This is a genomic window from Pseudomonas sp. KBW05, assembly GCF_003852405.1.
GTDB lineage: Bacteria > Pseudomonadota > Gammaproteobacteria > Pseudomonadales > Pseudomonadaceae > Aquipseudomonas.
This window is the reverse complement of the sequence record NZ_QAJM01000019.1, coordinates 184,287-205,407: the sequence shown is the minus strand read 5'-3', so window position 1 is coordinate 205,407 and position 21,121 is coordinate 184,287. Positions and strand designations below refer to the sequence as shown.

Here is a 21,121-nt window from a genome sequence, read left to right as displayed (position 1 = left end):
ATGTCCTTTGCGGTAATTCAAATGGTCAGCCAGAGCGATGTGCTGGCCAATCTGGCCCAGGCCCGGCGCCTGCTGGAACAGGCGGCGGCAGGCGGTGCAAAGCTGGCCGTGCTGCCGGAAAATTTCGCCGCCATGGGCCGCCGTGACGTGGCCGATATCGGCCGCGCGGAGGCGTTGGGCGAAGGGCCGATCCTGCCGTGGTTGAAACAGACCGCCCGCGACCTCACCTTATGGATAGTGGCCGGCACCTTGCCGTTGCCGCCCAAGGATCAGCCGAACGCCAAGTCCAACGCCTGCTCGCTGCTGGTCGATGACCGGGGCGAAATCGTTGCTCGTTACGACAAGCTGCACCTGTTCGATGTGGATGTTGCCGATGCGCGCGGTCGTTATCGCGAATCCGACGACTATGCTTTCGGGAGCAACGTGGTGGTGGCAGATACGCCGGTGGGGCGCTTGGGCCTGACCGTGTGTTACGACCTGCGCTTTCCCGAGCTGTACAGTGAATTGCGGGCGGCGGGGGCTGAATTGATTACTGCGCCGTCGGCCTTTACGGCGGTGACCGGCGCCGCGCATTGGGACGTGCTGATTCGCGCACGCGCCATCGAAACCCAGTGTTACCTGCTGGCGGCGGCCCAGGGTGGCGTGCACCCAGGGCCGCGGGAAACCCATGGTCACGCGGCGATTGTCGACCCGTGGGGGCGCGTGCTGGCACAACAGGACCAAGGCGAAGCGGTGTTGTTGGCCGAACGCGACAGCAGTGAACAAGCGTCGATACGGGCGCGCATGCCGGTGGTCAACCATCGGCGCTTTTTCTCGCAGGGCGCACAGCGGCCTGCTTCGGAACGATGAATTTAAGGCCAAACCTATGAGCGAGTTGTTGTCCTCAGTCAGTGAACACCTCCTGGCACCCGGTGGCGTGACCATCGAAAGCTTGCAAACCGTGCTAGGCGATCTGGCCGGGCCGGGTATCGACGCGGCCGACCTGTATTTCCAAGGGCAGATTTCCGAGTCCTGGGCCCTCGAAGACGGCATCGTCAAGGAAGGCAGCTTCAACCTGGATCAGGGTGTAGGCGTGCGCGCGCAATCCGGTGAAAAAACCGGTTTTGCCTACAGCAATGCCATCACGCTGGAAGCCCTGGGCCTGGCGGCGCGTGCGGCACGTTCTATCTCCCGTGCAGGCCAGAACGGCACGGTGCAAGCGTTTACCACCCAGGACGTGGCGCAGTTGTATGGGCCGGATAACCCGCTGGAAGTGATCAGCCGTGCGGAAAAAGTCGAGCTGCTCAAGCGTGTCGACGCGGCTACCCGCGCCCTTGATCCGCGTATCCAGCAAGTCACCGTGAGCATGGCCGGTGTGTGGGAGCGCATCCTGGTGGCCTCCACCGACGGCAGCCTGGCGGCGGATGTACGGCCGCTGGTGCGCTTCAATGTCAGTGTGATCGTCGAGCAGAATGGCCGCCGTGAGCGCGGCGGGCATGGCGGCGGCGGGCGTACCGACTACCGTTATTTCCTCAGTGATGACCGCGCCATGGGTTATGCCCGTGAAGCGCTGCGCCAGGCCTTGGTCAACCTGGAGGCCATTCCAGCACCGGCCGGTACGTTGCCGGTGGTATTGGGCTCGGGTTGGTCCGGTGTACTGCTGCACGAAGCCGTGGGCCATGGTCTGGAAGGCGACTTCAACCGCAAGGGCAGTTCCGCCTACAGCGGGCGCATGGGCGAGATGGTTGCGTCCAAGCTGTGCACCATTGTCGATGACGGCACGTTGGCTGGCCGTCGTGGCTCGCTGAGCGTTGACGATGAAGGTACGCCGACCGAGTGCACCACGCTGATCGAAAACGGCGTGCTCAAGGGCTATATGCAAGACAAGCTCAACGCCCGCCTGATGGGCGTGGCACGTACCGGTAATGGTCGTCGCGAGTCCTACGCGCACCTGCCGATGCCACGCATGACCAACACCTACATGCTCGCCGGCGAAAGCGACCCGGCGGAGATCATCGCCTCGGTAAAACGCGGTATCTACTGCGCCAACCTCGGCGGCGGCCAGGTGGACATCACCAGCGGCAAGTTCGTGTTCTCCACCAGCGAGGCGTACCTGATCGAAGACGGCAAGATTACCGCGCCGGTCAAAGGGGCAACGTTGATTGGTAACGGGCCGGAAGCCATGAGCAAGGTGTCGATGGTCGGTAACGACCTGTCGCTGGACAGCGGCGTGGGCACATGCGGCAAGGATGGGCAGTCGGTGCCGGTAGGTGTCGGCCAGCCAACGCTGAAAATTGATGCGATCACCGTGGGTGGCACGGGCTCGTAGGAAAGGTGGAGCTTCGGGTGGCGAAGATCGCCACCCGGGGAAGAGGATCAGCGCAGACCGCGTTGAGTCTCGTCCAGCTCACGGATGTACTTGAAGATTTTACGGCTGGTGGCCGGCGCCTTGTTATGCGCCTGCTCATGCTGGGCCTGGCGGATCAGGGAGCGCAATTGCTGGCGGTCCGCGTCCGGGTAGTCCAGCACGAATTTCTCCAGCACGGCGTCATCGCCCGCGATCAGGCGGTCACGCCAACGTTCCAGGTTATGGAAGCGTTCGTTGTACTGGCGAGTGGAGGCATCGGTTTGATCGAGCAGGGCCAGAATGGCGTCAGTGTCCTGATCGCGCATCAGCTTGCCGATAAACATAATGTGCCGTTTACGCGCGATATTCGCGGTGTGCTTGGGTGCATCCGCAAGCGCCCGGCGCATTTCGTCGGTCAGGGGCAGTTTTGCAATCAAGTCTTTCTTGAGCGTTGTAAGGCGCTCGCCAAGGTCAACCAGAGCATGCAGCTCACGTTTGACCTGGGTTTTGCTTTTCTCCCCATCGAGGGAGTCGTCGTAAGAATCAACCATGGTGGCAGTCCGCAAAGAAACGCCGCCATGATAACCAGTCGGGGGCCGCTTGTCCGGCCCGGTCGCTCGATGGCCTTAACCGAAAGCAGAATTTGAGTGGAGAAAACCATGAGTGCAGCCCAAAGCGTCGGTCCGCAAGCGTTACCGGCACTGCAGGAACAAGTCGAGCAGATCCTTGCCGAGGCCAAGCGCCAGGGGGCCAGTGCCTGTGAAGTGGCGGTGTCGCTGGAGCAGGGGCTGTCGACGTCGGTACGCCAGCGCGAAGTGGAAACCGTTGAGTTCAACCGTGACCAGGGTTTTGGCATCACCCTGTATGTGGGGCATCGCAAGGGCTCGGCCAGCACTTCGGCCAGCGGCCCGGAAGCGATTCGCGAGACCGTCGCCGCCGCGTTGGCGATTGCCCAGCACACCTCCGAGGATGAAAGCTCGGGCTTGGCCGACAAGGCGCTGATGGCCAAGGATTTGAAAGACTTCGACCTGTTCCATGAATGGGACATCACCCCAGAGCAGGCCATCGAGAAGGCCTTGATCTGTGAAGCAGCTGCGTTTGACGCTGATGCCCGCATCAAGAACGCGGATGGCACCACGTTGAGCACGCATCAAGGTTGCCGTGTGTATGGCAACAGCCATGGTTTTATCGGCGGTTATGCGTCCACCCGCCATAGCTTGAGCTGCGTGATGATCGCTGAAGCCAACGGCCAGATGCAGCGCGACTACTGGTACGACGTAAGCCGCCAGGGCGAGTTGCTGGCGGACCCGGTCAGCATTGGCCAGCGTGCCGCGCAACGTGCCGCCAGCCGCTTGGGCGCCCGCCCGGTGCCAACATGCGAAGTGCCGGTGCTGTTTTCGGCGGAGTTGGCCGGTGGTTTGTTCGGTAGTTTCCTCAGCGCGATTTCCGGCGGCAACCTGTACCGCAAGTCGTCGTTCCTTGAGGGCGCAATCGGGCAAAAGCTGTTCCCGGAGTGGCTGACCCTCGATGAGCGTCCACACTTGATGCGCGCCATGGGTAGCTCGGCGTTTGACGGCGATGGCCTGGCGACCTATGCCAAACCGTTCGTCGAAAACGGCGAGTTGGTGTCCTATGTGCTGGGGACGTACTCCGGCCGCAAGCTCGGCCTGCCAAGCACGGCCAACTCCGGTGGTGTGCACAACCTGTTCGTCACCCATGGTGATGAAGACCAGGCAGCGTTGTTGCGTCGCATGGGGCGTGGCCTGCTGGTGACGGAGTTGATGGGCCATGGCCTGAACATGGTGACCGGTGATTACTCCCGGGGTGCGGCGGGTTTCTGGGTGGAAAACGGAGAGATCCAGTTCGCCGTCCAGGAAGTCACCATCGCCGGCAACATGCGCGACATGTTCAAGCAAATTGTCGCGGTCGGTAACGATCTGGAACTGCGCAGCAACATTCGCACAGGCTCGGTGCTGATCGAGCGGATGACGGTCGCCGGCAGCTGATCCTTCCGACGCTTCACCTAAAAAAGGCGCGCCATCTCAACGATGGCGCGCCTTTTTTTGTGGCCGCGTTGCAGGCAGATTAATCGGTCACTCTTGTTTTGATTCTCAATATCATTTAATAATAAATATCATTACCGGATGAGTGTGGATCATGAGTTCAGTCCTGCATGAGGATCCTTACCTGGAGAGCTGGCGCTGGATGAGTCGCCAGATTCGCTGCGGCCTCAACCCCAACGAGCCGCGCCTGATCGAGCATTACCTCAATGAGGGTCGCTACCTGGCGTGCTGCACCGCGACCCATCCGTGGACGATCGCTGAAACCTCATTCCGTCTGCTGCTCGATACCGCCAGCGATATCGCATTGCCCTGGCATTGGCGCTCCATGTGCCTGGACCAGGCCTGGCGCCCCCTGCGTGACCTGGAAAAACTCTCTCACTGTGCCTGCCGCCTCAAGCGTTGGCAGAGCTTTGCGTGGCGATTGGCGACCTGCGAATTGCTGCCCTCGATTTCTGTTTCTGACCTGGTGCAAGGATCTAACGATGAGTAACACCCGTATCGAACGCGACAGCATGGGCGAACTGCAAGTGCCGGCCGAGGCCTTGTATGGCGCACAAACCCAGCGCGCGGTGAACAACTTCCCGATCAGTCATCAGCGCATGCCGGCGCAATTCATTCGCGCCCTGATCCTGGCCAAGGCCGCCGCCGCCAAGGTCAACGTCGACCTCAAGCAAATCACCGAAGGGCAGGGCAAGGCCATCGTCGATGCCGCCCAGGGCTTGCTCGAAGGCGACTTCATGCAGCACTTCCCGGTGGATATCTTCCAGACCGGCTCCGGCACCAGCTCCAACATGAACGCCAACGAAGTGATCGCGACCCTGGCCAGCCGTTTGCTGGGCGAGGCGGTCAACCCCAATGACCACGTGAACTGCGGCCAAAGCAGCAACGACATCATCCCGACCACCATCCACGTCAGCGCTGCGCTGGTCCTGCATGAGCAAACCCTGCCGGCGTTGCTGCACCTGGTGCAGGTGATCGAGCGCAAGGCGGAGGAAGTCCACCCGTTCATCAAGACCGGCCGCACGCACCTGATGGACGCCATGCCGGTGCGCATGAGCCAGGTGCTCAACGGTTGGGCACAGCAACTCAAGGCCAACATCGGTCACTTGCAGGATTTGCTCCCGAGCCTGCAGGCCTTGGCCCAAGGTGGTACGGCAGTCGGCACCGGGATCAACGCCCACCCGGAATTTGCGGCACGTTTCAGCCAGCAGTTGAGCAGCCTGACGGACGTGACATTCACGCCGGGCAAGAACCTGTTTGCGCTGATTGGTTCCCAGGACACCGCCGTCGCCGTCTCCGGCCAGTTGAAAGCCACTGCCGTGTCGCTGATGAAAATCGCCAACGACTTGCGCTGGATGAACTCCGGCCCGCTCGCCGGCCTCGGTGAAATCGAGCTGGAAGGCTTGCAACCGGGCTCTTCGATCATGCCGGGCAAGGTCAATCCGGTGATCCCGGAAGCCACCGCCATGGTCGCCGCGCAAGTGATCGGTAATGACACGGTCATCACTGTCGCGGGCCAATCCGGCAACTTCGAGCTGAACGTGATGCTGCCGATCATCGCCCAGAACCTGCTCAGCAGCCTCGAATTGCTGGCCAATTCCAGCCGCTTGCTGGCGGACAAGGCCATCGCCACCTTCAAGGTCAACGAAGCCAAGCTCAAGGAAGCGCTGTCGCGCAACCCGATCCTGGTTACGGCACTCAACCCGATCATTGGCTACCAGAAGGCCGCTGAAATTGCCAAGAAAGCCTATCAACAAGGCCGCCCGGTGATTGATGTGGCCCTTGAACACACCGACTTGCCCCGCAGCCAACTGGAAGTCCTGCTGGACCCGGAAAAGCTCACGGCCGGCGGCGTGTAATCACCGACCCTGCTTTGGAGGCTCACCATGGAGCACTGGAAACGCACGATCGAACGGGCCAATCGCTGCTTTATGGCGGGCGAACTGGTTGATGCTCGCGAGGCCTATTTGCAAGCCCTGGCCCTGGCCCAAGTGCTGTTCGAACGCTGGGCGGATGCCGACGAAGCAGTGGCGGCTTGCGTCATTTCCCATCACAACCTGGCGGACCTGCATCTGCGCCTGAACCAGCCGGAGGAAAGCGCGGAATACCTCTGCGCTATCCATCAGCGCCTGCTGCAAGCCATGCAGGACCCGCGCCTGACCCCGCAATTGCGTGAGGCGGCGCTGCGCCAGAGCAGCAAGACCTATGTCGAACTGTTGAACTTCATCAGCGATCACGGCGAGTACCCGCGTACCCATCGCCTGCTGGGTGGTACCGCGGCGCAACAGGATGCGTCGACTCGCAACAGTCCTTATTACGGAGCACATTGAAATGTCCTACACCTTGCCTGCCTTGCCTTACGCCTACGACGCCCTGGAACCGCACATCGATGCGCAAACCATGGAGATTCACTACACCAAGCACCACCAGACCTATATCAACAACCTCAACGCCGCTGTCGAGGGCACCGAATTCGCGGGCTGGCCGGTCGAGAAACTGGTGTCCAGCGTGCAGCAGCTGCCGGAAAAACTGCGGGCCGCCGTGATCAACCAAGGTGGCGGCCATGCCAACCATTCGCTGTTCTGGGCGGTGATGTCGCCCAAAGGTGGCGGCAAGCCTGAAGGCGCGCTGGCCAAGGCTATCGATGAGCAAGTCGGTGGTTTCGACAGCTTCAAGGAAGCCTTCACCAAGGCTGCGTTGACCCGTTTCGGCAGCGGTTGGGCCTGGCTCAGCGTGACCCCGCAAAAGACCCTGGTAGTGGAAAGCAGCGGTAACCAGGACAGCCCGCTGATGAATGGCAATACGCCGATCCTCGGCCTGGACGTCTGGGAGCACGCCTACTACCTGCGGTATCAGAACCGTCGCCCGGAATACATCAACGCCTTCTACAGCGTTATCAACTGGCCGGAAGTCGCCGCACGCTATCAGGCCGCCTTGGCCTGACATTGACCACCACAACAAGATCTAAGGCCGACTATGGGCATTGAAACACTGGCGATCAGCAGCGGGCGGATGTTTCGTTATGCGTTTGGCTCGCTGCTGCTATTGGCAGGTACTGCATTGCTGGTGGCCCATGGGCTGGACTGGCTGAACCTGGAGCCGCGCATTCTGCGCGCCCTGCAAGGTGGATCGATTTGCGCACTGGGCACGGCGCTTGGCGCGGTGCCCGTATTGGTCATACGACGGATGCCGGTAGCGCTGAGCGACACATTGTTGGGTTTTGGTGCCGGGGTGATGCTGGCGGCGACAGCCTTTTCGCTGATCGTGCCGGGGATCGCCGCTGCTGAAAGCCTGGGGCTCACGCCCTGGGGCGCCAGTGGGTTAATCAGCTTCGGTATCATGCTGGGCGCGTTCGGGCTGTATCTGGTTGATCGCAAGGTCTCCGGCGCGAGCCCGGAAATGTTGGTGGGGACAACGGATCACCCGGTGATACCGCCGCGTATCTGGCTGTTCGTGTTTGCCATCATTGCCCATAACATCCCGGAGGGCATGGCGGTGGGGGTTTCGGCAGGCGGCGGTATGCCTGATGCCGATAGCCTGGCCATGGGCATCGCCTTGCAGGATGTACCCGAAGGTCTGGTGATTGCCTTGGTATTGGCCGGGGCAGGGATGTCGCGGGTCAAGGCGTTCCTGATCGGTGCGGCTTCAGGTTTGGTCGAGCCGGTATTCGCCGTGCTGTGTGCCTGGTTGGTGAGCCTGGCAGAGGTGCTGCTGCCACTCGGGCTGGCGTTGGCGGCCGGGGCGATGTTGCTGGTGGTGACTCATGAAGTGATCCCCGAATCGCGGCGCAACGGTCACGAAAAGCTTGCCAGCCTGGGGTTGTGCATCGGTTTTTGCTTGATGATGGTGATGGATACCGCATTGGGCTGAAGTCGTTGCGACTTCACGCCCGCCTCAAAGGGTGAGTTTACTCACCCTCATCAAAGAAGTTGTTGATCAGCGCCACCAGGGCGTCCATCGCTTCCTGCTCTTGCTCACCCTCTGTCTTCAGGTGAATCCTGGTGCCCTTGCCGGCGGCCAGCATCATCATGGCCATGATGCTTTTGCCATCGACCATGGATTCCGGGGTGCGCCCCGCACGGATCTGGCAAGGGAACTGCCCGGCGACGCCGACGAACTTCGCAGAAGCCCGGGCATGCAAGCCCAGCTTGTTGATGATTTCAATTTCCAGAGCGGGCATCGCGGGGGTGATCCTTTCAGCTAAGGTCGCGGTGGCGAACCTGGACGTTCTTGAGAGTTTGTTGAAGCACCTGGCCCAGGCGTTCGGTCAAGTAGACCGAGCGGTGGTGGCCGCCGGTGCAGCCAATGGCAATGGTGACATACGCCCGATTGCTTGCAGCAAAGCGCGGCAGCCATTTGAGCAGGTAGCTGGAGATATCCTGGAACATCTCTTCAACATCCGGCTGCGCTGCCAGGTAATCGGCCACGGGCTGATCCAGCCCGGACTGCTCACGCAGCTCGGGTTTCCAATAGGGGTTCGGTAGGCAGCGCACATCGAACACCAGGTCGGCATCCACCGGCATGCCACGCTTGAAGCCAAACGACTCGACGAGGAACGCGGTGCCAGGCTCTGGCTGGTTCAGCAGGCGCAGCTTGATGGCGTCGCGCAGCTGGTACAGGTTGAGGCTGGTGGTGTTTATTTTCAGATCGGCGAGGTCGATGATCGGCCCCAGCAACTTGGTTTCGTCTTCGATGGCTTCTGCCAGGGAGCGATGTGGGCTGCTGAGGGGGTGGCGCCGGCGGGTTTCGGAAAAGCGCTTGAGTAGCGTTTCTTCGTCGGCGTCCAGGTACAGCACATCACAATGAATGTGCTTGGCGCGAACTTCCTCAAGCAGTTGCGGGAACCGCTCAAGGTGGCTGGGCAGGTTGCGGGCATCGATCGAAACGGCCACCAGAGGTTGCGCCAGTTCGGTGTGGATCAGCGCGCGCTCCGCCAGCTCCGGCAGCAAGCCGGCGGGCAGGTTGTCGATGCAATAGAAACCGTTATCCTCAAGAACGTTGAGGGCGGTGCTTTTACCCGAGCCGGAGCGGCCGCTGACGATGATCAAACGCATGATTACTGCCCGTTCTGTTCATCCAGGACAACCTGGTACAGCGCCTCGTTGCTGCTGGCGCTGCGCAGTTTGTCGCGTACTTCCTTGCGGTCGAGCATGCTGGCGATCTGCCGGAGCAGTTCCAGGTGTGCATCGGTGGCGGCTTGCGGGACCAGCAGGACGAACAGCAGGTCAACCGGGGCGCCATCGATGGCGTCGAAATCGATGGGAGCGTCCAGGTGCAGCAGGGCGCTGACAGGTGCCTCACAGCTTTTGAGGCGGCAATGGGGAATGGCGATGCCGTTGCCAAAACCGGTGGAACCGAGTTTTTCACGGGCAATCAGAGCCTCGTACACATCTTGCATCTCCAGGTCAGGCACTTCGCGGCTGATCAGGTTGGCAATTTGTTCGAGGGCTTTCTTTTTACTGCCACCCGGCGCGTTCACGAGGGAACGGCCGGGGGTCAGGATGGTTTCAAGTCGAATCATGGGTGGGGAGTGTTAGCGGCCAGTGCCCTGGAGAAGGCTCTGCTGCTTTTCCTTATGCTTTTTGATTTGGCGATCCAGCTTGTCGGTCAGGTCGTCAATGGCGGCATACATATCTGAATGCTCGGCATTGGCGACTACTTCCCCGCCGGGTATACGCAAGGTGGCTTCGATTTTCTGCTTCAGCTTTTCGACAGTCATGATGACTTGCACGTTGGTGATCTTGTCGAAATGCCCCTCAATTCTTTTGAGTTTTTCGCCGATATAGGCGCGCAGCGGTTCGGTCACTTCCAGTTGGTGTCCACTGATGTTGACTTGCATACAGCTTCTCCTTCGTTGCCAGTGCATAAAGCGGCAGGCAAAAGCGCCTGCCACTGGAACGCTGTGGCCCGCCCGTCACATCAAACGCTTACGCTCGCTGGAAGGCGCGATCCCGAGGGACTCGCGGTACTTGGCGACGGTTCGACGGGCGACCTGAATGCCTTGTGCCTCCAGTAAACCAGCGATCTTACTGTCACTCAATGGCTTTTTCTGATTTTCCGCGGCAACCAGTTTTTTGATGATCGCGCGGATCGCCGTGGACGAGCATTCGCCGCCTTCGGAGGTGCTGACGTGGCTGGAGAAAAAGTATTTCAGCTCATAAATACCCCGTGGGGTATGCATGAATTTTTGCGTGGTCACCCGTGAAATCGTCGATTCGTGCATGCCAACCGCTTCGGCGATGTCATGCAGCACCAACGGTTTCATCGCTTCGTCGCCGTACTCCAGGAAGCCGCGCTGGTGCTCGACGATCTGGGTCGCGACTTTCATCAGGGTTTCGTTGCGGCTTTGCAGGCTCTTGATGAACCAGCGGGCCTCCTGCAACTGGTTGCGCATGAAGGTGTTGTCGGCGCTGGTGTCGGCGCGGCGCACAAAGCCCGCGTATTGCGGGTTGACCCGCAGGCGCGGCACCGATTCCTGGTTCAGCTCCACCAGCCAGCGCTCGTTGTCCTTGCGCACGATCACGTCAGGGACCACGTATTCGGCTTCGCTGGACTCGATCTGCGAGCCTGGGCGCGGGTTGAGGCTCTGCACCAGCTCGATGACCTGGCGCAGGTCGTCTTCCTTGAGCTTCATGCGGCGCATCAACTGGCTGTAGTCGCGGCTGCCCAGCAGGTCGATGTAATCCGTGACCAGGCGTTGGGCTTCAGCGAGCCAAGGGGTCTTGGCGGGCAGTTGGCGCAGTTGCAGCAATAGGCATTCGCTGAGGGTGCGGGCGCCAATGCCGGCGGGCTCGAACTGCTGGATGCGGTGCAGGACGGCTTCGATCTCGTCCAGTTCGATGTCCAGTTCCGGGTCGAACGCTTCGAGGATCTCCTCCAGCGTCTCGTCCAGGTAGCCCTGGTTGTTGATGCAGTCGATGAGGGTCACGGCGATCAGGCGATCGGTGTCCGACATCGGCGCGAGGTTCAGTTGCCACAGCAGATGGCTCTGCAGGCTTTCACCGGCGGAGGTGCGGGTGGTGAAGTCCCACTCGTCGTCATCGTTGCTGGGCAGGCTGCTGGCGCTGGTCTGGTAGACGTCTTCCCAGGCGGTGTCCACGGGAAGCTCGTTGGGAATGCGTTCGTTCCATTCGCCTTCTTCCAGGTTATCCACCGTTGGGGCGGTTTCCTGATAGGAGGGTTCTTGCACGTCGGAGTTGGGTTTTTGCTCGATGTTGTCGGCCAGCGGGTCTGCATTATCGAAGTCGTCGCCTTCTTCCTGGCGTTCGAGCATCGGATTGGACTCCAGGGCCTCCTGGATTTCCTGTTGCAGGTCCAGGGTCGACAATTGGAGCAGGCGGATGGCCTGTTGCAGCTGCGGTGTCATCGTCAGCTGCTGGCCCATTCTCAGGACTAGCGATGGTTTCATGGCAGGGGCTTAACACCTTATTCGCCGGCGCAATGCGCCATCCACGACAGGGCGCGTGAGCGCCAAACATAAGCAAATTATATGCCTGATATCGCGGGCTTTGCCTAGAGCGCGGTAACAATAAAAATCCAGAGGTTTTCATTGACTCCCGCGCATCTTGGCAGCGGCCGTGACACCACGGTGTTTACAGGCGGAACTCGTGACCCAGGTACACTTCCTTCACCAGTTCGTTGGCAAGGATAGTCTCGGCGTCGCCTTCGGCAATCAACTGGCCATCGTTGACGATATACGCGGTTTCGCAGATATCGAGGGTTTCGCGCACGTTGTGGTCGGTGATCAGTACGCCGATGCCCTTCGCCTTGAGGTGATGGATGATCTGCTTGATATCGCCGACCGAGATCGGGTCGACGCCGGCAAACGGTTCGTCCAGCAAGATGAACTTTGGCGCGGTGGCGAGGGCGCGGGCGATTTCTACACGACGACGCTCACCACCCGACAAGCTCATGCCGAGGTTGTCGCGAATGTGGTTGATGTGGAATTCCTGCAGGAGGCTTTCCAGCTCCTTGCGACGGCCGTCACGGTCGAGTTCCTTGCGGGTCTCGAGGATCGCCATGATGTTGTCGGCTACCGACAGTTTGCGGAAGATCGACGCCTCCTGCGGAAGATAGCCGATGCCGGCGCGTGCACGACCGTGCATGGGCTGGTGGCTCACGTCCAGGTCGTCGATCAGGACGCGACCCTGATCCGCCTGGACCAGGCCGACGATCATATAGAAGCAGGTCGTCTTGCCGGCGCCGTTGGGGCCGAGCAAGCCGACGATCTGGCCGCTGTCGATCGACAGGCTGACGTCACGCACGACCTGACGGCTTTTGTAGGCCTTGGCCAGATGCTGGGCTTTCAGGGTTGCCATTACTCGGCCTTCTTCTTCGGCTGGATAACCATGTCGATACGCGGACGTGGTGCAGTCACCTTGGTGCCATTGGCGCGGCCGGCGTTGGCGATTTGCTTCACGGTGTCGTAGGTGATTTTCTCGCCTTCCGTGGAGTTGCCGTCCGGGCTGAGCACCTTGGCCTGGTCGATCAGGACAATGCGGTTCTGCTGGGCGTGGTACTGGATGGTCTTGCCGTAGCCCTTCATCGGGCCGGTGTCGGTAGGCGACTGCTTCTGTTCGAAGTAAGCCAGGTTGCCCACCGAGGTCACCACGTCAATGTCGCCATTGGCGGTACGGGTCAGGGTCACCGTGTTGCCGGTGATCTTCATCGAGCCTTGGGTGATGATTACGCCGCCGGTGTAGGTGGCGACGCCTTGCTTGTCATCCAGTTGCGCATCGTCAGCCGAAATGTGGATCGGTTGCTGGCTATCGTTCGGCAGAGCCCAGGCGCTCACGCTTCCCAGTGCTGCGCCCAGACTGAGCAAAATAGGGAGAGTTTTAACGAGCCTCATACTGTCCTCTTACGTTCGATAGCAGGTGTATCCTGCTTTCTTTCAAATACGCTTTCATTCCCTTGCCAGTCGATACCCCGCCAGCGCCGTCGATTCTAACGTCTTGCTCGGTCTGCGCATATTGCTTCTGCGGGAATACGGTCATGCGACTGCTGGTAATCACGGTGTCACGGTTTTTATCATCGGTACGCGCAACGCGTACCGAGTCGATCAGTTCCACTTCGGTGCCGTCCGGGTTGACCTCGCCACGCTTGCTGGTGACGTGCCACGGAAACTCGGTGCCGCGGTAGATGTTCATGTCCGGGTTGGTCAGCAGGGTGACTTCGGACGTCTTCAAATGCTCGACCTTGTCCGAGGTGATCTCGTACTGCACCTTGCCATCCGGCAGATACTGGATGCTGTAGGCATTGGTGGCGTAATAGTCGATAGCGCCTTCATCAACCTGCGCGACAGGCTGGTCGAGAAAGCGCTCCGGGCTGATATTCCAGTAGCCCACCGCCAGGAACAGCGCGGCGATGACCCCGAATAACAGGAAGTTGCGAATCTTTTTACTCAGCATAAAACGCTCTATAGGTAGGCGGCGTGGGCCGCTTCAAGGCTGCCTTGGGCACGCAGGATCAGCTCGCAGAACTCACGGGCGGCACCTTCACCGCCGCGGGCGGTGGTGATGCCGTGGGCGTGCTCGCGAACAAACGCCGCCGCATTGGCAACGGCCATGCCCAGGCCGACCCGGCGGATCACCGGCAGGTCAGGCAAGTCGTCGCCCAAGTAGGCGACCTGCTCATAGCTTAGGTTGAGTTGGCCAAGAAGCTCGTCCAAGACCACCAGTTTATCCTCGCGGCCCTGATACAGGTGAGGAATCCCCAGGTTTTGTGCGCGGCGTTCCACAACGGGGGTTTTTCTGCCGCTGATAATCGCCGTTTGCACGCCCGCCGCCATCAGCATCTTGATGCCTTGGCCGTCGAGGGTGTTGAAGGTCTTGAATTCGCTGCCATCTTCGAGGAAATACAGGCGGCCGTCAGTCAGCACGCCGTCCACGTCGAAAATCGCCAATTTGATGTGTTTGCCGCGTTGCAGCAGGTCGCTGGTCATTTACATCACTCCCGCACGCAGCAAGTCGTGCATGTTCAGGGCGCCGATTGGGCAATCGTTGCTGTCAACGACCACCAGCGCACCGATCTTGTGGTCTTCCATGATTTTCAAGGCTTCGGCCGCCAGCATCTCGGGGCGGGCAGTCTTGCCGTGGGGCGTCATCACTGCGTCGATGGTCGCGGTGTGGATGTCGATGGTACGGTCCAGGGTGCGGCGCAGGTCGCCGTCAGTGAAGACGCCGGCCAGTTTGCCGTCGGTTTCCAGGATCACTGTCATGCCCAGGCCCTTGCGGGTCATTTCCATCAGCGCGTCTTTCAGCAGCGTGCCGCGTTGGACGTGGGGCAATTCATCGCCCGAATGCATGACGTTTTCTACTTTCAGTAGCAGGCGACGGCCGAGGGCGCCGCCCGGGTGGGAAAATGCGAAGTCTTCTGCAGTAAAGCCGCGGGCTTCCAGCAACGCCACGGCCAGGGCGTCGCCCATGACCAATGCGGCGGTGGTGGACGAGGTCGGCGCCAGGTTTAGCGGGCAGGCTTCGTGGGCTACGTGAACATTGAGGTTCACTTCGGCAGCCTTGGCCAGCGTCGAATCGGGGTTGCCGGTGAGGCTGATCATCTTGATGCCCAGGCGCTTGATCAGCGGCAACAGGGTCACGATCTCGTTGGTGGTGCCCGAATTGGACAATGCCAGGATGATGTCATCCTTGGTAATCATGCCCATGTCGCCGTGGCTCGCCTCGGCGGGGTGCACAAAAAATGCGGTGGTCCCGGTGCTGGCCAGGGTGGCGGCAATCTTGTTGCCGACATGGCCGGATTTGCCCATGCCGACCACGACAACGCGGCCCTTGCTGGCCAGAATCATCTCGCAAGCGCGTACGAAATCCGCGTCGATATGGGCCAGCAAGCCTTCTACGGCTTCAAGCTCAAGGCGGATGGTGCGTTGTGCGGATTGAATAAGGTCGCTGGATTGGCTCATGTCTGAAATCGTATAGCCTGACGAAAAGTCGGCGATTATAGCGGCAATGCGCAATTCCCTCACGCAAGTTCGTCAGGGTTTATTCGCAATGCCCGTGAGATTCATCTAAAGCAACGCTTTTTCCCTGTCCTGTGTCTGAACAAGCACGGTTCCGGCCTTGGGCGCGTTGTACCAGCAGTGATATAGTTCGCCGCCAGTTCGGTCCGCCCAGCCCATGTGGCTAACTATTGCACGAACGTTGCAAACGTTTGGCGCAAACATGGTGTCTGAGTGAAAGGCTGCATCCCAAGGAGTTTAGATGAGTGCCGATAACGCCTACGCGGTCGAGCTGAAGGGCCTTACCTTCAAGCGCGGGACGCGCAGCATCTTCAATAACGTCGATATCCGCATTCCCCGCGGCAAGGTCACGGGCATCATGGGGCCTTCCGGTTGCGGCAAGACCACTTTGCTGCGCCTGATGGGCATGCAATTGCGCCCGACTGCCGGTGAAGTATGGGTCAACGGCCAGAACCTGCCGACGTTGTCGCGCAGCGATCTGTTCGATGCGCGCAAGCACATGGGTGTGCTGTTCCAGAGCGGTGCGCTGTTCACCGATCTCGATGTTTTCGAAAACGTAGCCTTCCCGCTGCGGGTGCATACCCAGCTGTCCGATGAAATGATTCGTGACATCGTGTTGCTGAAACTACAGGCCGTAGGGCTGCGTGGTGCCATCGACCTGATGCCCGACGAGCTGTCCGGCGGCATGAAGCGCCGTGTGGCCCTGGCCCGTGCCATTGCCCTCGACCCGCAGATCCTCATGTACGACGAGCCTTTCGTGGGCCAGGACCCGATCGCCATGGGCGTGCTCGTGCGCCTGATCCGCCTGCTCAACGATGCGCTGGGCATTACCAGTATCGTGGTTTCCCACGACCTGGCAGAAACCGCGAGCATTGCCGACTACCTTTATGTGGTCGGCGATGGCCAGGTGCTGGGGCAGGGCACGCCTGAAGAACTGATGAACGCCGATAACCCGCGCATTCGCCAATTCATGACGGGCGACCCCGATGGCCCGGTGCCTTTCCATTTTCCGGCAGCGGACTACCGCTCAGATCTTCTGGGGAAGCGTTGATGCGCAAGACTTCACTTATCGAGAAGGTCCGCCTTTTCGGTCGTTCCGGCATCGACATCATCGAAGTGCTCGGCCGTTCGACGATTTTCCTCTTTCACGCCTTGCTGGGCCGCGGCGGCATTGGTGGCGGTTTTGGCCTGCTGATCAAGCAACTGCACGCAGTGGGCGTGATGTCCCTGGTGATCATCGTGGTCTCCGGGGTCTTTATCGGCATGGTGCTGGCGTTGCAGGGCTTCAATATCCTCTCCAGCTACGGTTCGGAGCAGGCGGTAGGGCAGATGGTGGCCCTGACGCTGCTGCGGGAACTGGGGCCGGTGGTCACCGCCTTGCTGTTCGCCGGGCGCGCAGGTTCTGCATTGACCGCCGAGATCGGCAACATGAAGTCCACCGAGCAACTGTCCAGCCTGGAAATGATCGGCGTGGACCCGCTCAAGTACATTGTTGCCCCGCGCCTGTGGGCCGGCTTCATTTCCCTGCCACTGCTGGCGATGATCTTCAGCGTGGTCGGTATCTGGGGCGGTTCGTGGGTGGCGGTGGACTGGCTGGGGGTCTACGACGGCTCTTATTGGGCCAACATGCAAAACAGCGTGACCTTCAGCGGTGACGTGCTCAATGGCATCATAAAGAGCATTGTCTTCGCCTTTGTAGTGACCTGGATCGCCGTATTCCAAGGCTACGACTGTGAGCCCACCTCAGAAGGGATCAGTCGCGCCACCACCAAGACCGTTGTGTACGCCTCGCTGGCGGTACTGGGCCTTGACTTCATTTTGACCGCCTTGATGTTTGGAGATTTCTGATGCAAAACCGCACTGTGGAAATCGGTGTCGGCCTTTTCTTGCTGGCTGGCATCCTGGCTTTACTGTTGCTGGCCCTGCGAGTCAGCGGCCTTTCGGCCAGCCCGACCGCCGATACTTATAAACTTTACGCGTACTTCGACAATATCGCCGGTTTGACTGTCAGAGCTAAAGTGACCATGGCTGGTGTAACCATCGGCAAGGTCACGGCAATCGATCTGGATCGCGACAGCTTCACCGGTCGAGTGACGATGCAGTTGGACAAGAAGGTAGATAATCTGCCGACTGACTCCACGGCATCTATCCTCACTGCGGGTTTGCTGGGCGAGAAGTACATCGGTGTCAGCGTGGGTGGGGAGACAGCCCTGCTCAAGGATGGCTCGACCATCCACGACACGCAGTCGTCGCTGGTGCTTGAGGACCTGATCGGTAAATTCCTGCTCAATACGGTCAATAAAGACGCCAAATGAGGAATCTGTTCATGATCTCTACCTTGCGACGTGGCCTGCTGGTACTGCTTGCAGCGTTGCCGCTGATGGCCAACGCGGCAGGTTCTGCGCACGAACTGGTGCAGGATACGACCAACAAAATGTTGGCTGACCTGACGGCCAACAAAGAACAGTACAAGCAAGACCCGACCAAGTTCTACGACGCGCTGAACACCATTGTCGGCCCGGTGGTCGATGCCGAAGGTATTTCCCGCAGCATCATGACGGTCAAGTATTCGCGCAAGGCCACGCCTGCACAGATGCAGACCTTCCAGGAAAACTTCAAGAAAGGCCTGTTCCAGTTCTATGGCAACGCTTTGCTTGAGTACAACAACCAGGGCATTACCGTCGATCCGGCCAAGGATGAATCCGGTGACCGCACCAGCGTTGGCATGACCGTCAAGGGCACCAACGGCGCGGTCTATCCTGTGCAGTACACCCTGGAGAAGATCAACGGCGAGTGGAAACTGCGCAACGTGATCATCAACGGCATCAACATCGGCAAGCTGTTCCGTGACCAGTTCGCCGACGCCATGCAGCGCAATGGCAACGACCTGGACAAGACCATCAATGGTTGGGCCGGTGAAGTCGCCAAGGCCAAGGAAGAAACCGACAAGCAAGCTGCCGGGAAGCCTGCGCAATGACCGAATCGGCCGTTCGTCTCGGCGATGCCGGCGAGTTGTTCATCAGTGGCGTGCTGGACTATCGCTCCGGGCCGGGCCTGCGCAAGCAGGGCCAGGCTCTGATCAACAGCAGCACCGCGCCCGCACTGGTGGTGGATTGCTCGCAAGTGACCAAATCCAGCAGCGTGGGTTTGTCCTTGCTGCTGTGCTTCATGCGTGACGCCGAGGCGGCCAATAAAACGGTCAGCATCCGTGCCATGCCCGAAGACATGCGTGAAATTGCCGAAGTTTCCGGTCTGACCGAGCTGTTGGCACATCCTTAATACACATTATTAGAGAAGCCCCCCGTCAGAGTCCTGCTATGCGGGGTTCGCAGGCGCGGGGCTTTTTTGTATGATGTGCGACCCGTGCGCACTGGGCGCCGATAGAGGTTGAGCATGCAGGCCCTAGAAGTTAAGAGCTTCCTTGAAGGAAAGCTGCCGGATACTGAGGTTGCAGTTGAAGGCGAAGGCTGCAATTTCCAGCTGAACGTGATTAGCGATGAACTGGCGGCATTGAGCCCGGTCAAGCGTCAGCAGCAGATCTATGCCCATTTGAACCCGTGGATCACCGATGGCAGCATCCATGCGGTCACTATGAAATTTTTCAGCCGCGCGGCCTGGGCCGAGCGCACCTGAGCCCCCAAGGCGTCGAGATTCTTATGGATAAATTGATTATTACCGGTGGTGCCCGCCTTGATGGCGAGATCCGCATCTCCGGCGCGAAAAACTCCGCCTTGCCGATCCTGGCAGCGACCCTGCTGTGTGATGGCCCGGTCACCGTGGCCAACCTGCCGCACTTGCACGACATCACCACCATGATCGAGCTGTTCGGTCGCATGGGCATTGAGCCGGTGATCGACGAGAAGCTCTCGGTCGAAATCGACCCGCGCACCATCAAGACCCTGATCGCACCGTACGAACTGGTGAAAACCATGCGTGCGTCGATCCTGGTACTGGGCCCGATGGTTGCCCGTTTCGGCGAAGCCGAAGTCGCACTGCCTGGCGGTTGCGCCATTGGCTCGCGTCCGGTTGACCTGCACATCCGTGGTCTTGAAGCCATGGGCGCAGTGATTGACGTCGAGGGCGGCTACATCAAGGCCAAGGCGCCGGAAGGCGGCCTGCGTGGCGCCAACTTCTTCTTTGATACCGTCAGCGTGACCGGTACCGAGAACATCATGATGGCCGCTGCCCTGGCCAAGGGCCGCAGCGTCCTGCAGAACGCCGCGCGCGAGCCGGAAGTGGTCGATCTGGCCAACTTCCTGAACGCCATGGGCGCCAAGGTTTCCGGCGCTGGCACCGACACCATCACCATTGATGGTGTCGAGCGTCTGCACACCGCGACCTACAAGGTCATGCCCGACCGTATCGAGACCGGCACCTACCTGGTTGCCGCTGCCGTCACCGGTGGCCGCGTCAAGGTCAAGGACACTGATCCGACCATCCTGGAAGCCGTCCTGGAAAAACTGCGTGAAGCTGGCGCAGACATCACTACCGGCGAAGACTGGATCGAGCTGAACATGCACGGCAAGCGGCCAAAAGCCGTCAACGTGCGTACCGCTCCGTACCCAGCGTTCCCTACGGACATGCAAGCGCAGTTCATCTCCCTGAACGCGATTGCCGAAGGCACCGGCGCAGTGATCGAGACCATCTTCGAAAACCGCTTCATGCACGTGTACGAACTGCACCGCATGGGCGCGAAGATCCAGGTCGAGGGCAACACTGCCATCGTCACCGGTATCGAAAAGCTCAAGGGCGCGCCAGTCATGGCCACCGACCTGCGTGCTTCGGCCAGCCTGGTGATTTCGGCACTGTGCGCCGACGGCGACACGCTGATCGACCGCATCTACCACATCGACCGTGGCTACGAGTGCATCGAAGAAAAACTGCAGATGCTCGGCGCGAAAATCCGCCGCGTACCGGGCTAGTTCCCGAGGCTGCAATGCTGGTGAGGGAGCTTGCTCTCTCACCACAGGATTTGTTTCAAATCGAGGCTGTCATGGCCTCGATCTGTGTCCGGCGCCGTTTGCGACCGGACCGCAATAGCCTGATGAAGGACTGACGTTTCCCATGTTGACCATCGCACTGTCCAAGGGCCGCATCCTTGACGACACTTTGCCGCTTCTGGCTGAAGCGGGCATCGTGCCGACCGAGAATCCGGACAAGAGCCGCAAGCTGATCATCCCCACGACCCAGGACGACGTTCGCCTGTTGATCGTGCGGGCTACCGACGTGCCGACCTATGTTGAACATGGCGCGGCCGACCTGGGTGTCGCCGGTAAAGACGTGCTGATGGAATACGGCGGCCAGGGCCTGTACGAGCCCCTGGACCTGCGTATCGCCCTGTGCAAGCTGATGACCGCCGGCCGTGTCGGTGACGTCGAGCCCAAGGGCCGCCTGCGCGTGGCCACCAAGTTCGTCAACGTCGCCAAGCGCTACTACGCCGAGCAAGGCCGCCAGGTCGATATCATCAAGCTCTACGGCTCGATGGAACTGGCGCCGCTGATTGGCCTGGCCGACAAGATCATCGACGTGGTTGACACCGGCAACACCCTGCGTGCCAACGGTCTTGAACCGCAGGAATTCATTGCCGACATCAGCTCTCGCCTGATCGTCAACAAGGCCTCGATGAAGATGCAGCACGCCCGTATCCAGGCGTTGATCGACACCCTGCGCACGGCAGTGGAGTCGCGACACCGCGGTTGACTCACCCGCGCGGCCCTAGGTCGCGCCCGTCTATCCGCCTCATAGCCAGAATTCTCA

The 21,121-nt window shown here is 60.2% G+C and carries 27 protein-coding genes; 16 read left to right on the top strand and 11 right to left on the bottom strand.

Features of this window, described 5'->3' with window-relative positions; genetic code table 11:
* Together DBR46_RS19405 and tldD are read left to right on the top strand one after the other, a co-directional pair.
* A complete protein-coding gene (locus DBR46_RS19405) occupies window positions 1-849 on the top strand; it encodes a carbon-nitrogen hydrolase family protein (RefSeq protein ID WP_124527473.1) in 849 nt (282 codons plus the stop codon).
* A gap of 16 nt (window positions 850-865) precedes the next feature.
* The gene (gene tldD / locus DBR46_RS19400) at window positions 866-2,308 is read left to right on the top strand and encodes a metalloprotease TldD (protein WP_124527472.1); all 1,443 of its coding nucleotides are present in this window, start codon (window positions 866-868) and stop codon (window positions 2,306-2,308) included.
* 47 nt (window positions 2,309-2,355) lie between these two features.
* Here tldD and yjgA read toward each other — a convergent pair whose 3' ends face one another.
* Complete coding sequence (gene yjgA, locus DBR46_RS19395) at window positions 2,356-2,877, bottom strand: ribosome biogenesis factor YjgA (RefSeq protein ID WP_017738766.1); 522 nt, start codon at window positions 2,875-2,877, stop codon at window positions 2,356-2,358.
* Window positions 2,878-2,985: 108 nt separating this feature from the next.
* On the opposite strand from yjgA, the gene pmbA reads away from it, so the two are divergent.
* The 6 genes from pmbA to DBR46_RS19365 all read left to right on the top strand — a co-directional run bounded on the left by pmbA (window position 2,986) and on the right by DBR46_RS19365 (window position 8,259).
* Complete coding sequence (gene pmbA / locus DBR46_RS19390) at window positions 2,986-4,332, top strand: metalloprotease PmbA (RefSeq protein WP_124527471.1); 1,347 nt, start codon at window positions 2,986-2,988, stop codon at window positions 4,330-4,332.
* A gap of 151 nt (window positions 4,333-4,483) precedes the next feature.
* Entirely contained in the window at window positions 4,484-4,879 is a 396-nt protein-coding gene (locus DBR46_RS19385) for a FagA protein (RefSeq protein ID WP_124527470.1), read from the top strand.
* Window positions 4,872-6,248, top strand: a complete 1,377-nt coding sequence (locus tag DBR46_RS19380) for a lyase family protein (RefSeq protein WP_124527469.1) — start codon at window positions 4,872-4,874, stop codon at window positions 6,246-6,248. Before DBR46_RS19385 ends, DBR46_RS19380 begins: the two co-directional genes overlap by 8 nt.
* 27 nt (window positions 6,249-6,275) lie before the next feature.
* On the top strand, window positions 6,276-6,719 hold the full coding sequence (locus DBR46_RS19375) for a hypothetical protein (protein WP_124527468.1): 444 nt from the start codon (window positions 6,276-6,278) through the stop codon (window positions 6,717-6,719).
* Window position 6,720: 1 nt separating this feature from the next.
* Window positions 6,721-7,332 (top strand): superoxide dismutase, encoded by a 612-nt coding sequence (locus DBR46_RS19370; RefSeq protein WP_124527467.1) that lies wholly within the window; start codon window positions 6,721-6,723, stop codon window positions 7,330-7,332.
* Window positions 7,333-7,365: 33 nt separating this feature from the next.
* Complete coding sequence (locus tag DBR46_RS19365; protein WP_124527466.1) at window positions 7,366-8,259, top strand: ZIP family metal transporter; 894 nt, start codon at window positions 7,366-7,368, stop codon at window positions 8,257-8,259.
* Between the two features lie 37 nt (window positions 8,260-8,296).
* Here DBR46_RS19365 and DBR46_RS19360 read toward each other — a convergent pair whose 3' ends face one another.
* The 10 genes from DBR46_RS19360 to DBR46_RS19315 all read right to left on the bottom strand — a co-directional run bounded on the left by DBR46_RS19360 (window position 8,297) and on the right by DBR46_RS19315 (window position 15,307).
* Complete coding sequence (locus tag DBR46_RS19360; protein ID WP_017738759.1) at window positions 8,297-8,569, bottom strand: HPr family phosphocarrier protein; 273 nt, start codon at window positions 8,567-8,569, stop codon at window positions 8,297-8,299.
* Between the two features lie 16 nt (window positions 8,570-8,585).
* Window positions 8,586-9,443, bottom strand: coding sequence for an RNase adapter RapZ (rapZ, locus tag DBR46_RS19355; protein WP_028618857.1), 858 nt, complete (start codon window positions 9,441-9,443; stop codon window positions 8,586-8,588).
* A 2-nt stretch (window positions 9,444-9,445) separates the two neighbouring features.
* On the bottom strand, window positions 9,446-9,910 hold the full coding sequence (gene ptsN, locus DBR46_RS19350; protein ID WP_017738757.1) for a PTS IIA-like nitrogen regulatory protein PtsN: 465 nt from the start codon (window positions 9,908-9,910) through the stop codon (window positions 9,446-9,448).
* 12 nt (window positions 9,911-9,922) lie between these two features.
* Window positions 9,923-10,228: a ribosome-associated translation inhibitor RaiA gene (raiA, locus tag DBR46_RS19345; protein WP_010170586.1), complete on the bottom strand. Its 306-nt coding sequence runs from the start codon at window positions 10,226-10,228 to the stop codon at window positions 9,923-9,925.
* Window positions 10,229-10,303: 75 nt separating this feature from the next.
* On the bottom strand, window positions 10,304-11,797 hold the full coding sequence (locus DBR46_RS19340; protein ID WP_016974289.1) for an RNA polymerase factor sigma-54: 1,494 nt from the start codon (window positions 11,795-11,797) through the stop codon (window positions 10,304-10,306).
* 184 nt (window positions 11,798-11,981) lie between these two features.
* Window positions 11,982-12,707 (bottom strand): LPS export ABC transporter ATP-binding protein, encoded by a 726-nt coding sequence (gene lptB / locus DBR46_RS19335; RefSeq protein WP_005784841.1) that lies wholly within the window; start codon window positions 12,705-12,707, stop codon window positions 11,982-11,984.
* Window positions 12,707-13,240 (bottom strand): lipopolysaccharide transport periplasmic protein LptA, encoded by a 534-nt coding sequence (lptA, locus tag DBR46_RS19330; RefSeq protein WP_124527465.1) that lies wholly within the window; start codon window positions 13,238-13,240, stop codon window positions 12,707-12,709. Before lptA ends, lptB begins: the two co-directional genes overlap by 1 nt.
* Complete coding sequence (gene lptC / locus DBR46_RS19325) at window positions 13,227-13,799, bottom strand: LPS export ABC transporter periplasmic protein LptC (RefSeq protein ID WP_124527464.1); 573 nt, start codon at window positions 13,797-13,799, stop codon at window positions 13,227-13,229. The genes lptA and lptC overlap by 14 nt, the downstream gene beginning before the upstream one ends.
* 8 nt (window positions 13,800-13,807) lie before the next feature.
* Window positions 13,808-14,332, bottom strand: coding sequence for an HAD family hydrolase (locus DBR46_RS19320; protein ID WP_017738753.1), 525 nt, complete (start codon window positions 14,330-14,332; stop codon window positions 13,808-13,810).
* Entirely contained in the window at window positions 14,333-15,307 is a 975-nt protein-coding gene (locus DBR46_RS19315; protein ID WP_124527463.1) for a KpsF/GutQ family sugar-phosphate isomerase, read from the bottom strand. It lies immediately after the preceding gene.
* 298 nt (window positions 15,308-15,605) lie between these two features.
* Here DBR46_RS19315 and DBR46_RS19310 point away from each other — a divergent pair, with 298 nt between their 5' ends.
* The 8 genes from DBR46_RS19310 (at window position 15,606) to hisG (ending at window position 21,064) form a co-directional block, all read left to right on the top strand.
* The gene (locus DBR46_RS19310; protein ID WP_017738751.1) at window positions 15,606-16,415 is read left to right on the top strand and encodes an ATP-binding cassette domain-containing protein; all 810 of its coding nucleotides are present in this window, start codon (window positions 15,606-15,608) and stop codon (window positions 16,413-16,415) included.
* The gene (gene mlaE / locus DBR46_RS19305; RefSeq protein WP_017738750.1) at window positions 16,415-17,212 is read left to right on the top strand and encodes a lipid asymmetry maintenance ABC transporter permease subunit MlaE; all 798 of its coding nucleotides are present in this window, start codon (window positions 16,415-16,417) and stop codon (window positions 17,210-17,212) included. Before DBR46_RS19310 ends, mlaE begins: the two co-directional genes overlap by 1 nt.
* Window positions 17,212-17,679, top strand: coding sequence for an outer membrane lipid asymmetry maintenance protein MlaD (gene mlaD / locus DBR46_RS19300; protein ID WP_003171814.1), 468 nt, complete (start codon window positions 17,212-17,214; stop codon window positions 17,677-17,679). The genes mlaE and mlaD overlap by 1 nt, the downstream gene beginning before the upstream one ends.
* A gap of 11 nt (window positions 17,680-17,690) precedes the next feature.
* The gene (locus tag DBR46_RS19295) at window positions 17,691-18,341 is read left to right on the top strand and encodes a phospholipid-binding protein MlaC (RefSeq protein WP_124527462.1); all 651 of its coding nucleotides are present in this window, start codon (window positions 17,691-17,693) and stop codon (window positions 18,339-18,341) included.
* Window positions 18,338-18,643: a lipid asymmetry maintenance protein MlaB gene (locus tag DBR46_RS19290; protein ID WP_124527461.1), complete on the top strand. Its 306-nt coding sequence runs from the start codon at window positions 18,338-18,340 to the stop codon at window positions 18,641-18,643. Before DBR46_RS19295 ends, DBR46_RS19290 begins: the two co-directional genes overlap by 4 nt.
* A 114-nt stretch (window positions 18,644-18,757) precedes the next feature.
* Window positions 18,758-18,997, top strand: a complete 240-nt coding sequence (locus DBR46_RS19285) for a BolA family protein (protein ID WP_105520873.1) — start codon at window positions 18,758-18,760, stop codon at window positions 18,995-18,997.
* Window positions 18,998-19,020: 23 nt separating this feature from the next.
* Window positions 19,021-20,286, top strand: a complete 1,266-nt coding sequence (murA, locus tag DBR46_RS19280) for a UDP-N-acetylglucosamine 1-carboxyvinyltransferase (RefSeq protein WP_017738747.1) — start codon at window positions 19,021-19,023, stop codon at window positions 20,284-20,286.
* Window positions 20,287-20,428: 142 nt separating this feature from the next.
* Window positions 20,429-21,064 carry an ATP phosphoribosyltransferase gene (gene hisG / locus DBR46_RS19275; protein WP_071494135.1) on the top strand — a complete coding sequence of 212 codons (636 nt, stop codon included), beginning with the start codon at window positions 20,429-20,431 and terminating at the stop codon, window positions 21,062-21,064.
* Window positions 21,065-21,121 lie beyond the last annotated feature (57 nt).